Genomic DNA, 14935 nt, shown 5'->3' on the forward strand with positions numbered 1-14935 from the left:
AATACTCACCCGCCCCCGACCAATTGGCAAGTGACCACCCGCGCCCGCGCCGTTATTCTGAGGATATGGACAGGATCGAACGTGATATACCCAAGGGCGCGCTGACCGGATGGGCGCTGGTGGTCGATGACCACCCGCTGTTCTGCGACGCGCTGGAGCTGACCCTCACGAGCGTGGCCTCTTTCAAAGAGGTCCGCACCTGCGACCGGCTTGAGGCAGCCATCGACATGCTCGATGGCGATCTGCCCGATCTCGTGGTGCTCGACCTGAATCTGCCCGATGTGTCCGGCCTAGACGGTTTGATCCGGCTCAAGGCCACCGCGCGCGGCGTGCCGGTGATCGTCGTCTCGTCGATGGCCGAGAATCAGGTGATCTCTGCCGCACTCAAGGCCGGGGCATCTGGCTTCGTTCCCAAGCACAGCCCGCGCAGCACCTTTCGCGATGCGCTTGCCGCCGTCTCGCGCGGCGAAAGCTACGTGCCGGAGGGCTTTGTGGCCACGGAGGCCAACGGCGACAGCGAGGCCAGCGATGCGGTCGAGCGCCTGTCGACCCTGACCGCCCAGCAGTCTCGAATTCTGCAGCTTATCTGTCAGGGCAAGCTCAACAAGCAAATCGCCTTCGACCTCGCAATCGCCGAAACCACCGTGAAGGCGCATGTGACCGCCATCATGCGCAAGCTCGGGGTCCAGAGCCGCACGCAGGCGGTTCTCGTTGCAAGCCAAGCGCGATTTTCCTCCGTATTGCCAAGCGCGCCGGTCTCCTCCTAACTTGTCCTGCCGCGGAGGGAGGAGTGCCCGCGACATGCTGGAGGAGAGCATTTGACCCCCGAAACCGACGCCACGAGGCCGCCCGACCCTCAGGAGCTCGGCCCGCAAATGGCCGAGGTTTTTGCATCCGATCCTGATGTGATCGGCGTCCTCGCCGAAGAGCTGGGGCCGGGCCCCTTTGCCCTCGTTTGCCTCTTTGCCAGCCCGGAATGCCAGTTCGATGAGCTGATGAAGGCCGCTGCCAAACGGTTTGGTTCGGCCCAAGTCATGGGGTGCACCACAGCCGGAGAAATCGGGCGCGCTGGCTATGCAGAGGGCCGTGTCGTAGCCGTGGCCTTCCCCGCGGCGGCTTTCTCCGCCACGGCATTGCTCATCAGCGAGTTGGATGGACAGGATGCTCAGGCCTTCGGCGACCAACTCGCGAGGGAGCGGCTGACCTTGGCCGAGCAAAACCCTGACCGGCCAAACGCTTTTGCTTTCCTGCTGGTCGATGGCCTCTCTCTCAAGGAAGATATCCTCGCCGCCTCCCTCTCGCCCGCGCTGGGCGGCATTCCTCTCTTTGGCGGCTCCGCCGGCGACGGTGTAGATTTCGCCCGCACTCGGGTCGGTCTGAACGGGGTCGTGGCGCAAGATGCCGCCGTTCTGGCCCTTGTCCGCACCACCCTCCCGGCGCGCGTGTTCTCTCTCGACCACCTGCAACCCACCGATGACCGAATGGTCGTGACCGAGGCCGACCCTAAGGCGCGGATCGTGAAGTCGATCAATGCAGAGCCCGCGGCCCGCGAATACGCCCGGATCGTCGGCAAGGATCCCAATCAGCTCGATACCTTCACCTTCGCCGCCCATCCGGTGGTTGTCCGGATCGGAGCCGAGCACCATGTGCGGGCAATCCAACGGGTGACTGAGGAGGGTGACCTCCAGTTCTTCTCCGCCATCGACGAAGGCATGGTTCTGACAGTCGCCAACAAGCAGGATATCGTCGCCCACCTCGACGCCGAGCTTACGGCTTTGGCCGAGCCGGTCGCGCCGCTTTCGATCCTTGGCTGCGATTGCGTGCTGCGGCGGATCGAGGCCGAGCAGGCCCAATCTGTCCGCGCGCTGTCCGACACGCTGGTGCGCCACAAGGTCGTGGGCTTCAACACCTACGGCGAGCAGATCGGCCCTTTGCACGTGAACCAGACCATTACGGGCGTCGCCTTCTACCCGCCGCGTGAGGTGAGCTAGATGATGCTTATCAACCCTGAAGACAGTCTCGAGCGGCAGAACGAGAAACTCCTCCAGATCGTCCAATCGCTGATGCGTCGTGTGGAGCAGAAGAGTGAAGAGAGCGGCGTCGCCTACGCGCAGTTTGAGAGGGCCGCTCTGCTGGAGGGGCAGGTGCGTGATCGCACCATGCAGCTCGAGCGCGCCCTTGATCTCTTGCAGGACTCCAACGCCCGGTTGGCCCGCGCCAACAGCTCGGCCGAGGCCGCTCGCTCCAACCTCGCCGATGCCATCGAGACCGTTGCCGAGGGCTTCGCGCTCTTCGATGCCTCCGAAAGCCTCGTGCTCGCCAACAGCCGCTTCTGCAAGGCGCTGACGGATATCAAGCCCCGCCTTGTCGAGGGGCTGGCCTTTGCCGATTACGTGCAACTGGTGGCCAACAGCCGCGACCTTTCACTGCCCGAAGGCGAGTCGCCGAAGGATTGGGCGGCGCGGCGGATGCGCCGCCACGGCGATGCCCATTCCGTTTTCAACGTTTCCCTCAACCGTGATCGCTGGCTTCAGGTCTCCGAGCACCGCACGGCTTCTGGCGGTACGGTGATACTGCAGACCGATGTCACCTCGATCTTCCGGGCCGAGCGGCGCGAGCGCGAAAAGCTGCAACACGGCCACGTGCAGATGCTTCAGGCGACGCTGGATCACCTCACCCAAGGGGTCGCGATTTTCGACGCGCAGGCGCGGCTGGCCGGGTGGAACGACCGTCTGGGCGAGTTGTTCGACATCACCCTGCCTGAACGCACCCTGGGGTCGTCTTTTGCAGAGCTGGCTCGACAAATTGCCGAAACTGCCCTGTTCATCGAGGGCCGCAGCCAAGAAACGCTGGTTGAATGGGCCGCGCAACGCGGCCGCCGGCAGCCGTTGACCTTCGAGCTGCAAACCGAAGCCAACCGCTTCTTGCAGGGGTTCGCGCAGGAAATGCCGGATCGCGGTTTCGTTGTGTCCTTCACCGATGTCACCTCCGAGCGGCAGGCCTCGCTGGCCTTGCAGCAGATAAATGAACTGCTCGAGCACCGGGTCGAAGAGCGTACGCTGGAGTTGGAAGAAGCACTTGACGAGGCCGAGCGGGCCAACACCTCCAAGTCCCGGTTCGTTGCCGCCGCCAGCCATGACCTGATGCAGCCACTCTCTGCCGCCAAGCTCTTCCTGTCGTCCCTGACCGAGGCCGCTGGCCCGGGCCGTCCGGGCGAGCTGGCTGACAAAGCAACTCAGGCGCTGGGCAATGTTGAAGACATCATCACCGCCCTGCTCGATATCTCGAAACTCGATCTGGGTCGTGCCAGCTTTGATGTGCAATCGGTCCCGCTCAAGGCCATCTTCGAGCCCCTGCGACACCAGCTCGAGCCCACGGCCCGCGCCAAGGGCATTGGCCTGCGGATCATCGACACCAATCTCACCGTGCGGAGCGACCCGGCCTTCCTGCGGCGGATCGTGCAAAACCTCGTCTCGAACGCGGTAAACTACACCGACACCGGGAAGGTCATCCTTGGCGTGAGGCGCAACGGCAGCGCAGCTCGCATCGAAGTGTGGGACAGCGGTCGTGGCATTGCGCCCGAGGATCAGGCTCTCGTCTTTCAGGAGTTCAAACGCCTTGAAACGCGCGGGGACGGGCTGGGGCTTGGGCTCGCCATCGTGGAACGGGCCTGCAAGGGGCTCGGCCACCCGCTGTCGCTTTGGTCCGAAAAGGGCGTAGGCAGTTGCTTTTCCCTCAACGTGCCGGTGGCCGAAAGCACCACTGTGCCCTCGGTTAAGGCACCCGCCGCGCATCCTGACCTGCGCGACAAGGGCCCGTTGGTCCTGCTCGTCGAGAACGACACCGCCCTTGCCCGCGCTCTGACCCAGATGATCGAGGGATGGGGCGCGCATGTGCTCCACGCCCATAACGCCCCCGAAGCGCTCGAGCTTTTGGCCGAGGTTCAGCTCAAGCCGGATGCCATGCTGCTCGACGAACAGTTGGGCCACGGCATGACTGGTACAGAACTCTACAGCCTGCTCAGGGGCCGGTTCGGCAGCATCCCGGCCCGTATCCTCTCGGCGGACCGCTCTCGGCGCCTCCGCGAGGCCTGCGCCGCACTCGGGCTGGAGCTGCTCGGCAAGCCGGTGGACCGCGACCGGATCGGGGCATTCCTCGTGGGTGTGTGACCTGCCTCTTGTCAAATGCAATAATTTGAATATATAGGCATCAACGAACAGGAACGGTCGCAGCCCTCAGGTGTCTTGCGGCCAAATCGGAGATGTCCCGCGCATGGAAACTGAGTTCACACCCTATGCATCTCTCGGCGGCGGCCTTCTGATCGGCCTCGCCGCTGTGATGCTCATGGCCACCCTTGGCCGCATCTTCGGTGCGACCGGCATCCTCGCAGGGTTCATCCAGCCCGACAGCTCCTCCGAGTTCTCGTGGCGCGCCGCCCTGCTCGCCGGCATGGTCTCCGGCCCCGCGCTCTACCTCGCGATCACCGGCAACTGGCCCGCGATTGAGGTGCCTGTCTCAACCCCCATGCTGGCGCTGGGCGGTTTGATCGTGGGGGCCGGTGTCACCTACGGCGCGGGCTGCACCTCCGGCCACGGCGTCTGCGGCATGGCCCGCCTCTCCCCGCGCTCCATCGTGGCCACGCTCTCCTTCATGGCGGGCACGGCAGCGACCGTTTACGTCATCCGCCACGTGATCGGAGGCTGACCAAATGAAAAAGCACTTCCTCATCTACCTGATCGGCCTCACATTCGGCCTCGGCATCTCGATCTCCGGCATGGCCAACCCGGCGAAAGTCATCAACTTCTTCGACTTCGCGGGCACGTGGGATCCTTCGCTCGCCTTCGTGATGGGCGGTGCCGTGACTGTGGCATTCATCGGCTACCGGCAGGTCTTCCGCCGCGCAGCGCCAATCTGGGGTAAGGGCTTTAGCCTTCCCAGCACCCGCCAGATCGACGCGCGCCTCATCGGCGGCAGCCTCGTCTTTGGCATCGGTTGGGGCATCGCGGGCTTCTGCCCGGGTGGCGCCCTTCCCGCGCTCGGCGCGGGCCGCAGCGAGGTCTTCATCTTCGTCGTGGCGCTGGTCGCAGGCATCCTGCTGGCCAAGGCGTTGCAAAAAGCTTCAGCGCGAAAGAAACCCAAGGCGGCACAGGCCTGAGTGCCCCGCCCGAAATGGAGGTTCACATGAGCGACTACCCGATCGACATCACCGTTACCCCCGAAGTGAAAGCCTTCTTCGACGAGGCGACAAACACCATCTCCTACGTGGTCAAAGACCCGGACAGCAGCCATTGCGCCGTGATCGACAGCGTGATGGATATCGACTACGCCGCAGGCCGCATCACCTATGACAACGCCGATGAGATCATCGCCTATGTGCTGGACAACGGCCTCACCGTCGACTGGCTGATCGAAACTCACGTGCATGCCGATCACCTCTCAGCAGCGCCCTACATCCAGCAAAAGCTGGGCGGCAAGATCGGGATCGGCGAGCAGATCACCACCGTGCAGGACACCTTCGGCAAGGTCTTCAACGAGGGCACCGAGTTTCAGCGCGATGGCTCGCAGTTCGATGCGCTCTTCGTGGATGGCGACACCTACAGGATCGGCAATCTCGAGGCCGTCGCGCTCTATACGCCCGGCCACACGCCTGCCTGCATGACCCATGTCATCGGCAACGCGGCCTTTGTCGGCGATACGCTCTTCATGCCCGATGGCGGCTCGGCCCGGGCCGACTTTCCCGGCGGCGATGCGGGCGTGCTCTACGACAGCATCATGAAGGTTCTGTCGCTGCCCGAGGAGATGCGCCTCTTCATGTGCCACGACTACGCCCCGGGCGGCCGCGAAATTCAGTGGGAGACGACCGTGGCCGAGGAAAAGGCCAACAACATCCACGTCGGTACGGGCAAGTCGAAGGAAGACTTCATCAAGTTCCGCACCGAACGGGATGCCACGCTCGACATGCCCAAGCTCATCATCCCTTCGCTGCAAGTGAACATGCGCGCGGGTGAGATCCCGACCGATAAGGACGGCAAGCCGATGCTCAAAGTCCCTCTGAACGGGCTCTGAGAAATGACCACGCCTGTCCAGCTCGATGGCAACTACTTCGTCGCCCCCCAGATCACGCCGGATGAAATCGGTGGTCTTGCTGCCGCGGGCTTCCGGGTGATCATCAACAACCGGCCCGACGGCGAGGTGCCGGGCCAGCCGAGCAGTGCCGAGATCAGGGCCGAGGCGCAGCGCCACGGCCTGGCCTATCACCACATCCCGCTCTCCGGGCGCGAGGTGCCCGAGGCTGACACCGACGCGCTGGAGGCGGCGCTTGCCTCCGCGCCGGGCACAACACTGGCCTTCTGCCGCTCCGGCATGCGGTCTGCGATGATCTGGGCCGCCCGCGAGTGCCGCTTGCGCCCGGCGGCGGATGTCGCCCGGCAAGCCGCCGCAGCGGGGTACGACCTTTCCGCCTTCCTTGGCACCACGGGAGCCTGAGGTGAAGCCCGCACTTCGCCGCGTTCTGCCTGTGTTCGACTGGGGCCGCACATACAACCGTGATGCCCTCTCGAACGACCTGATCGCGGCGGTGATCGTGACGATCATGCTGATCCCGCAGTCGCTGGCCTACGCGTTGCTTGCGGGCCTGCCGCCCGAGGCCGGGATCTACGCCTCCATCGTGCCGATCATCCTCTACGCCATCTTTGGCACCTCCCGCGCGCTGGCGGTGGGGCCGGTTGCCGTGGTCTCGCTTATGACCGCCGCAGCCGTAGGGCAGGTGGCCGAGCAAGGCACCATGGGCTACGCCGCAGCCGCGCTCACGCTGGCGTTGCTCTCAGGAGGCATGCTGCTTCTGCTCGGGGTGTTCAAGCTGGGCTTTCTCGCCAACTTCCTCTCGCACCCTGTCATCGCGGGTTTCATCACCGCCTCCGGCATCCTGATCGCGACCTCGCAGGTCAAGCATGTGCTCGGTGTGCCGGGCGGCGGCCACAACCTGCCGGAAATGCTGGGTAACCTCGCCGCGCAACTCGGACAGATCAACCTGATCACCCTCGTCGTTGGCGTTTCGGCCACGGCCTTCCTTTTCTGGGTCCGCAAGGGGCTGAAGCCGCTCCTGCTCAACGCGGGCCTCAAACCACGGCTCGCGGACATCGCCACCAAGGCCGGCCCCGTGGCCGCCGTGGTCGCCACCACCCTGGTCACTTGGGCCTTCAATCTGTCTGATCATGGCGTGGAGATCGTCGGCTCGGTGCCGCAGGCCCTGCCACCGCTCACCATGCCCGATCTCTCGATCGACCAGCTGACCGCGCTCTTCGTCCCTGCGCTGCTGATCTCGATCATCGGCTTCGTCGAATCCATCTCGGTCGCCCAGACCCTCGCCGCGAAAAAGCGCCAGCGGATCGACCCCGATCAGGAGCTTATCGGCCTCGGGGCGGCCAACATCGGCGCGGCCTTCACCGGCGGCTATCCGGTCACCGGCGGCTTTGCCCGCTCGGTTGTCAACTTCGACGCGGGCGCCGAAACCCCGGCAGCCGGGGCCTACACCGCCCTTGGCCTCGCCATCGCCGCCATCGCGCTCACCCCGCTGGTCTACTTCCTGCCCAAGGCCACACTGGCCGCAACCATCATCGTGGCGGTGCTCTCTTTGGTGGATTTCACAATCCTCAAGAACAGCTGGACGTACAATCGCGCCGATTTTGCCGCTGTGCTCGTGACCATCATGCTTACCCTCGGCTTCGGCGTCGAAAGCGGGGTGACGGCGGGCGTGGTCATTTCCGTCGGCCTTTTCCTCTACCGCACATCCAAACCCCACATCGCCGAGGTCGGGCTGGTGCCGGGCACCCAGCACTTCCGCAACGTGCTGCGCCACATGGTCGAAACCTCGCCAACCCTCCTGACCATCCGCATCGACGAGAGCCTCTATTTCGCCAACGCGCGCTACCTAGAGGATTACGTACTCGACCGCGTTGTGAAGAACCCCGAGCTGCGTGACGTGGTGCTCATGTGCTCGGCCGTGAATGAAATCGACCTTTCCGCGCTGGAATCGCTCGAGGCGCTCAACAACCGGCTGGCCGACCTGAACGTGCGGCTCCACATGTCGGAGGTCAAAGGACCGGTGACCGACCGTCTTGGCCGCACTCACTTCTTCGAGGCGCTCTCGGGCGAGTTGTTTCTGGCGCAGTACGATGCCTATCAGGCGCTCGCTGGTAACAGGCCAGCCTGACCCGTAACCGCAGCCTGATCACCTCAACAGAATCACCGGAGCCGGGCTAATCGGCGCAGGGCCGATCCGGGTTTGGCCATTCTTGAAGTTGAGCGGTATATCCAGCGTTTTCGGGCTGCCCGCCAGCTGGCTGGCAATCTCAAGCGCTGCGGTGATCGGCGTTTCGAAGTCCGCCGGGACGACACCCGAGGCAATGCCCACGGCGAGAATTTCGCGCCAGTTCGTCGCCTTTACCAGCACCGACCCTTCCGGCACGCCCGCCTCGTTCACTTCAAAGCTGCCAGCCAGCTTCAGTTCCATCCGCCCCCACTTCGCTTCGGCCAGCTTGATCTCCACGTGCCGGGGCTGGGGGCGGGCCTGCTCTATCGCGCGCCGGTCCCAAGGGGCCGAAAAGCGGATCGTTACGTCGGCTGTCACCGAGTCCAGCGTGTCGGGAACAAGATCCGCGGAGTTCAACTCCGCCAGCAGCTTCGACGGCACCTGCCAGGCCTCTGCGGAGAAGCTGATCTGATGCAGCGCAGGGTCCGGAAAATCTTCCGGCAGGGTCCGTGTGGCCAGCCGCCCCTTGGTGAGCCGGCTCGTCCAGCCCGCATCCGAGACCAGCTCGATCCCGTCCAGCTCAAAGCTCGACCTTTTCAGTGCCAGCGAGGTGGGCGTCAGCATCAGGCTGCCCCGCAGCCGGTCGGACCTGATCTCAAGTCGCTCGTAAGGCGTTTGCAGGCTCTGCCGGTCCGGCCAGACGGCGATCACGTGGTAAGGCTTGTAGCTGAGGGCAAGGCTCTGAAAGAACGGTGCCGACCATGCCCATCCCGTGCGCGGATCGGCGAGTCGCACCTCGTCCAGCTCAAGGTCGAACCGGTTGGGAAAGCCCCGCACCACGACCCGCTCGGCCTCCGCCTGCCAGCCATCGGCCCGGCGGTCCTCCAGCCAGAGGGTCACTGCCTTCTCCAGCCCCCAGGCGCCCAAGGCCCAGTATCCGCCCCATGCAAGAGCGGCGACCAAGACCACAACGATCATCCGGCGCAGCATGCACGCCCCTTTCGATTTTCAACGCGATCTGGTTTACCGGGCCGCAGATGGAAAGGCGAGGCGGATGATCCCCGACAATGACTTGCCCAGCCCGCTCTGGGTCTTTGGCTATGGCAGCCTGCTGTGGAACCCCGGTTTCGAGGTCGCCGAAGAGCGGCTGGCCCGGCTCGACGGCTACCACCGGGCCTTCTGCATGTCGTCCATCCACCACCGCGGCACGGAGGAGAACCCGGGGCTGGTTTTGGCGCTGGACGCAGAAAAAGATGCGTCGTGCCAAGGGGTTGCCCTGCGGGTCATGCCCGGGCAGGAGCCGGAGGTGCTGGCCGCGCTGCGCGAGCGAGAGTTGATCTCTTCGGCCTATTTCGAGGCGGTCGTTACTTTGCACGCTGAAGCGCACGCCCCGTTTCAGGCGCTGGCCTACGTGATCGACCGCGAGCACGTGCAGTATTGCGGCGGCCTCACGCTGGAGCGGCAGGCCGAGATCATCGCCCATGCCCACGGCGGGCGCGGGCCGAACACCGAGTACCTCTTCAACACCGCCGATCACCTCGCCGAACTCGGCATCGCCGACCCCGATCTGGCCTGGCTCGCTGCCCGCTTGCGCAACGAGGCGTGAGGCCTTTGTGATTGGCAACGCCGGGCCGCCCCCCTAAGCTGCCGCCAAGAAACAAAGGGCGTTAACCCCGCATGAGCATGACTGAGGCCGAGGCCGAGCCGCATTTTTCACAACCCGTGCGCCAAGTGGCGCAAATGCTGATTGTCCTCGGGCTGGTGGCCGTGGGGAGCTACCTGCTTCTGCCCACGGTGATGCCCGTGGTCCGCGCCAACCTCTGGCTCAACGGCACCATCGGTCTCGTCTTCGTGGTGGGGGTCTTCACCTGTTTCTGGCAGGTCTACCAGCTCGTACGGTCTGTGGCTTGGCTGGAGGACTTTGCCCTTGAGCGCGAGGTCGGGGCAAAAGTGCCGCGCTTGCTTGCTCCCTTGGCGGCGCTGCTTCGGTCCCGGCGTGGGCGGATGCAGATATCTGCGACATCCTCGCGCTCCATTCTGGAATCCGTCGCAACCCGGATCGAAGAGTTGCGGGATATCACCCGCTACCTCGTCAACCTGCTGATTTTCCTTGGCCTTCTCGGCACATTCTACGGACTGGCAACCACCGTTCCGGCCGTGGTGGAGACCATTCGCTCGCTTGCTCCGCAGGAGGGCGAGGGCGGCGTGGAGGTATTTTCGCGGCTCATGGGTGGGCTCGAGGCCCAACTGGGTGGGATGGGCACGGCCTTCGGATCATCGCTGCTGGGGCTTGCCGGGTCGTTGATCGTGGGGCTGCTAGAACTCTTTGCCTCGCATGGCCAAAACCGCTTTTACCGCGAACTGGAGGAGTGGCTTTCGTCGATTACCCGGGTTGCGTTTGCGGGTGCAGATGGCGAAGGCGCGGAGCCTTCTGCGGCGGCGGGCATCCTCGACCACATGGCCGAGCAGATGGAGGCGATGCGGGAGATGTTCACGCAGTCGGATGTGTCGCGCGCGATCCTTGAAGACAAGATCGGCGGCGTGGCCGACGCGGTCGACAAGCTGACTGAGACACTGGCGGCAGAGCGAGCACCTGACCCATTGCTGCTGCGGATCGCGGAAGCCAACGAGGCGCTGCTCAACAAGCTCGACGGCGTGACTTCCGGCGACGGCGGCGTGGACGCAGAGAGCCGGATGCGCTTGCGGTCGATCGACACGCAACTGCTTGCTATCCATGAAGATATCGCTGCCGGACGGCAGGAGAGTGTGGCTGGCCTCAGGGCCGATATCTCGGCGCTGACACGGGTCATCCGCGAGGCCACCCGGAGGCCCGGCTGATGGCCCTCGCCCGCCGCAACGGACAACGCTTCTCGGCCTCGATTTGGCCGGGTTTCGTGGATGCGATGACGGCGCTCTTGCTGGTTCTGATGTTCGTTTTGTCGATCTTCATGATCGTGCAATTCATGCTCCGTGAGACCATCACGGGGCAGGAGAGCGAGCTGAATGAACTGGGCGCTGAACTGGCCTCATTGGCGGATGCTTTGGGGCTGGAGCGGGCACGGGTGGAGGCGTTGCAGGGGGATGTGGCGGGTCGGGATGCGGCTCTTTCTGCGGCGCAGGAAGATGCCGCCCGGCAGGCCGCGCTGATCGCCTCGCTGCGGGGGCAGATCGCCTCGGGGCAGGAGGCTCTGCAGGACGCCCAGCGGCAGATCACCGGCTTCGAAGAACAGGTTGCGGCCTTGATTTCAGAGAGAAATTCAGCGCAGGCGCGCGGGGCGGAACTGTCGGAAAGCCTTGCTGCGGTTGAGGCGGCGAGGGCGGCGGTGGAGGCGGAGAAGGCCTCGCTGGAGCAGGCTCTGGCCTCGGCGCGGACTGAGATTGACGGGCAGGTCGAGGCGGCGCGGCTTGCTGCGGCGCGGCGAGAAGCGCTGGAGGCGCTGGTTGCGGACCTGCAGAAAGGGGCCGAGGAGAGCGCCGCTAAGGTGGCGGCGCTGGAGGAGGAACTGACGGCGGAAGAGAAGGCGCGGTTGGCAGAAACGGCGGCGGCTCAAGCCCTTAGGGAGCGGCTAAAAGGGGCGGAAACCGAGCTGACAGCGATGACCTTGGCGCTTGAGGCGCAGCGGAAGAAGGCAGAGGAGACCCTCACCTTGCTGGCTGCGGCGCAGGATGCGGAAAAGGATTTGAATGCCAAGCTGGCGGCGGCGCTGGCGTCGGTGTCGCAACTGGAAAGCCAAGTAGAATCAGGAGCTTCGAGCGCCGAAGGGGCGGCGCGGCTTGCCAGTGAACTGGCGGCGGCGGAGGCGGAGATCGCGGCGCTGGGCAGCGCAAGGAGCGAGGCGGAGACGGCGCGGGATGCGCTGGCTGCACGGGCAGAGGCTGCGGAAGCGGAACGGGACGCGCTGCGGGCCGAAGTGGCTGAGAATGAAAAGGAAATCGCCGAACTCAAGGCCGTTAAGGAGGCGCTTGAGGCGGATGTGGGTGACAGTGCTGCGGTGCGCGAAAAGCTGGCGGCTGCACTTGCAGAAAAGCTGGTGGCGGAGCGGCGGGCGGAGGCGGCGCTGAGCGAGGCTGAGCGCAAGGACATATTGCTCGCCCGGGCCAATAAAGAGCTTGAAAACAAGGAGGTAGCCTCGGCCGAGGGGCAACGAAAACTGGCGCTTTTGAACGAGCAGGTGGCGGCTCTGCGGTCGCAGCTTGGGGCGTTGCAGGGTGTCATCGATGCGGCGGCGCAGCGGGACGAGGATTCGAAGGTTCAGATTGAGGCGCTGGGCGCGCAGCTCAACGCCGCGCTGGCCCGTGCGGCGGCGGAGGAACGGCGACGGGCGGAGCTGGAAGCGGCGGAGCGCAAGCGGCTGGAAGAGGCGCAGAAAGACCTCGAACAGTACCGCTCGGAGTTCTTTGGCCGCATGAAGGAAGTGATCGGCAACACCGAGGGCGTGCGGATCGAAGGGGACAGGTTCGTGTTCTCTTCAGAGGTACTCTTCCCGCCTGCGCAGGCCGCGCTTTCGGAGGCAGGAAAGACGGAAATTCAGAAGGTTACAGAAATTCTGCGCCGTCTGGCTGGAGAGATTCCGCCCGAGATCGACTGGGTGATTCAGGTCGACGGGCACACCGACAACACCCAGCTTTCGGGCTTCGGGGAGTTTGCCGACAACTGGGAACTGAGCCAGGCGCGGGCGCTTTCGGTGGTGCGGTTCATGGCCGATGATCTGGGGATTCCGCCGCAGCGGCTCAGCGCAAACGGCTTTGGCGAGTACCAACCCATCGACCCGGATGACACGCCCGAAGCGCTGGCGCGGAATCGGCGGATCGAGCTGAAACTGACGGAACGCTAAGCCCGCGTTCGCAGGTGTTGCGCCGCAGCGCGGCGGGCCGTTAACCCTGCCAATTGGACGATGCACAACTGATGCACAACCGATGCACATTCCATACATACGCGATATTCGCACAATCGAGGGCGTAAACGGGCCGAACGGTGCGCGTGGCGCGGTGTCGCATGCGAACCCGGAGGTCAGCCGCGGATATATCGGAAGACGGTGGAGGCGCCCCAGCCCGCCGCGATGGCGATGGCGAGGGAGAGCAGGCCGTAAATCAGCGGGCTCTCATGGGCGAGCGCGTGGAGGAACCGCTCCAGCCCCACCTTGGAGACGTGGATCGTGGTGGTGTGGCGCGAGACCACATCGCCGTTCCGGGTGAGGAAGATCCGGGTGGTGTAATTGCCCTCGGTCAGATTGGCGGGCAGGGCCACGTTGGCGCGGAAGAGCGTGTCTTTCTGGATCGTCACGCCGCCCTCCTGCACCGCGTAGGCACCATCGTTGGTGCGGATACGGATGAGGGCCTCGGTGAAGTCGGCGGCATTGCCGACGGTCACGGGCGCCCCGACGGAGCGAATGGCCCTGTCGATGGTGATGCCGTGGCGGAGATCTTCTGTCGCCGAGACCAGCTCGTTCAGCGGGCCGGTGGTGACGATCTGGTAGAAGCTGGGCGCACGGTCGACCTCGACGGCCTCGGTGTTGACCCAGATCCCGGCGGTGCGGTCCTTCTTGCGGACGACGACCGGGGTGGAGGGCCCGGCGACGGTGATGACCACGCCAAGCTCGCCCGCGGGCGAGACCGGGTAGTTGCGGCGGACCGCGCCGAAGACGAGGATCTCGGAGCCGTTGAAGGTGGCGTTGATGCCGACGCGGCTTTGGCTCAGGTCGGCCACGACCTCTTCAGCCGCCTCGGCGGGCAGAGCCATGAGGAAGAGGGCAGCGAGCCAGCGGCGCATCAGACCGGCCTCAGCGGGGTGAGGGAATAAAGCTCGGAGGGTTGCAGCAGCAGGTCGAGCGCCAGCTTGCCGCAGACCAGCAGCACGAGGGCGGCGAGCGCGATGCGCAGTTGCTCGGCCTTCAGCATGGTGCCCAGCCGGGTGCCGAACTGCGCCCCCACCACGCCGCCGACCAGCAGCAGCACGGCGAGCACCATGTCGACGGTCTGGTTGGTGGTGGCGTGCAGCAGGGTGGTGAAGGCGGTGACGAAGATGATTTGCAGCAGCGAGGTGCCGATGACGACCTTTGTGGGCATCCCCAGCAGGTAGATCATGGCGGGCACCATGATGAAGCCGCCGCCCACGCCCATGACGGCCGCCAGCACCCCGACGCAGAGGCCGACCATCACCGGCGGGATCACCGAGATGTAGAGGCCGGAGGTACGGAACTTCATTTTGAAGGGCAGGTTGTGGACCCAGTTGTGCTTGCGCCGGGGCGGCAGCGCGCCGCCACGGGTGCGGCGCAGGGCACGCAGGCTTTCGACGAACATCAGTGCGCCGATGATGCCGAGGAAGACGACGTAGCAGAGGGTAACCAGCAGATCGACCTGGCCGAGCTGGCGCAGTATGTTGAAGACCCAGACGCCGAGCGCCGCGCCGATGAGGCCGCCCGCGAGCAGCACCAGCCCCATTCGGATATCCACCGTCTTTCGCCTGAGGTGGGCGAGGACGCCAGAGATCGAGGAGGCGACGATCTGGTTGGCGGAGGTGGCCACCGCCACGGCGGGCGGGATGCCCACGAAGAACAGCAGCGGCGTGATCAGGAAGCCGCCGCCCACGCCGAACATGCCGGACAGAATCCCCACCAGCCCGCCAATGCCGAGAAGGACGAAGGCGTTGACCGATACCTCGGCGATGGGGAGGTAGAACTGCAT

Annotated in this window: 14 protein-coding genes; 11 read left to right on the forward strand and 3 right to left on the reverse strand. The window is 64.9% G+C overall.

Annotated elements, in window-relative coordinates:
- The first annotated feature begins 65 nt into the window (after positions 1-65).
- The 8 genes from KUV38_RS19500 to KUV38_RS19535 all read left to right on the forward strand — a co-directional run bounded on the left by KUV38_RS19500 (position 66) and on the right by KUV38_RS19535 (position 8212).
- Positions 66-767 carry a response regulator transcription factor gene (locus KUV38_RS19500; RefSeq protein WP_222471887.1) on the forward strand — a complete coding sequence of 234 codons (702 nt, stop codon included), beginning with the start codon at positions 66-68 and terminating at the stop codon, positions 765-767.
- A gap of 51 nt (positions 768-818) precedes the next feature.
- Complete coding sequence (locus KUV38_RS19505; protein WP_315898665.1) at positions 819-1991, forward strand: FIST N-terminal domain-containing protein; 1173 nt, start codon at positions 819-821, stop codon at positions 1989-1991.
- The gene (locus tag KUV38_RS19510; protein ID WP_222471888.1) at positions 1992-4169 is read left to right on the forward strand and encodes a PAS-domain containing protein; all 2178 of its coding nucleotides are present in this window, start codon (positions 1992-1994) and stop codon (positions 4167-4169) included.
- A gap of 103 nt (positions 4170-4272) precedes the next feature.
- On the forward strand, positions 4273-4704 hold the full coding sequence (locus tag KUV38_RS19515; RefSeq protein ID WP_222471889.1) for a YeeE/YedE family protein: 432 nt from the start codon (positions 4273-4275) through the stop codon (positions 4702-4704).
- 4 nt (positions 4705-4708) lie between these two features.
- A complete protein-coding gene (locus KUV38_RS19520) occupies positions 4709-5155 on the forward strand; it encodes a YeeE/YedE family protein (protein WP_222471890.1) in 447 nt (148 codons plus the stop codon).
- A gap of 26 nt (positions 5156-5181) precedes the next feature.
- Positions 5182-6066: an MBL fold metallo-hydrolase gene (locus tag KUV38_RS19525; RefSeq protein ID WP_222471891.1), complete on the forward strand. Its 885-nt coding sequence runs from the start codon at positions 5182-5184 to the stop codon at positions 6064-6066.
- A 3-nt stretch (positions 6067-6069) separates the two neighbouring features.
- Positions 6070-6486: a TIGR01244 family sulfur transferase gene (locus KUV38_RS19530; RefSeq protein ID WP_222471892.1), complete on the forward strand. Its 417-nt coding sequence runs from the start codon at positions 6070-6072 to the stop codon at positions 6484-6486.
- 1 nt (position 6487) lies between these two features.
- Positions 6488-8212 (forward strand): sulfate permease, encoded by a 1725-nt coding sequence (locus tag KUV38_RS19535; protein ID WP_315898666.1) that lies wholly within the window; start codon positions 6488-6490, stop codon positions 8210-8212.
- Positions 8213-8230: 18 nt separating this feature from the next.
- Here KUV38_RS19535 and KUV38_RS19540 read toward each other — a convergent pair whose 3' ends face one another.
- Positions 8231-9241 (reverse strand): DUF2125 domain-containing protein, encoded by a 1011-nt coding sequence (locus KUV38_RS19540; RefSeq protein ID WP_222471894.1) that lies wholly within the window; start codon positions 9239-9241, stop codon positions 8231-8233.
- A gap of 64 nt (positions 9242-9305) precedes the next feature.
- Between KUV38_RS19540 and KUV38_RS19545 the strand changes: the two genes are divergently transcribed.
- The 3 genes from KUV38_RS19545 (at position 9306) to KUV38_RS19555 (ending at position 13086) form a co-directional block, all read left to right on the forward strand.
- A complete protein-coding gene (locus tag KUV38_RS19545; protein WP_222471895.1) occupies positions 9306-9857 on the forward strand; it encodes a gamma-glutamylcyclotransferase in 552 nt (183 codons plus the stop codon).
- Between the two features lie 71 nt (positions 9858-9928).
- Complete coding sequence (locus tag KUV38_RS19550; RefSeq protein ID WP_222471896.1) at positions 9929-11089, forward strand: biopolymer transporter ExbB; 1161 nt, start codon at positions 9929-9931, stop codon at positions 11087-11089.
- Positions 11089-13086, forward strand: coding sequence for a peptidoglycan -binding protein (locus tag KUV38_RS19555; RefSeq protein ID WP_222471897.1), 1998 nt, complete (start codon positions 11089-11091; stop codon positions 13084-13086). The genes KUV38_RS19550 and KUV38_RS19555 overlap by 1 nt, the downstream gene beginning before the upstream one ends.
- Before the next feature lie 176 nt (positions 13087-13262).
- Here KUV38_RS19555 and KUV38_RS19560 read toward each other — a convergent pair whose 3' ends face one another.
- Positions 13263-14021 (reverse strand): TIGR02186 family protein, encoded by a 759-nt coding sequence (locus tag KUV38_RS19560; RefSeq protein ID WP_222471898.1) that lies wholly within the window; start codon positions 14019-14021, stop codon positions 13263-13265.
- Complete coding sequence (locus KUV38_RS19565; protein ID WP_222471899.1) at positions 14021-14935, reverse strand: sulfite exporter TauE/SafE family protein; 915 nt, start codon at positions 14933-14935, stop codon at positions 14021-14023. Before KUV38_RS19565 ends, KUV38_RS19560 begins: the two co-directional genes overlap by 1 nt.

Source organism: Vannielia litorea, assembly GCF_019801175.1.
Classification (GTDB): Bacteria; Pseudomonadota; Alphaproteobacteria; order Rhodobacterales; family Rhodobacteraceae; genus Vannielia; species Vannielia litorea_B.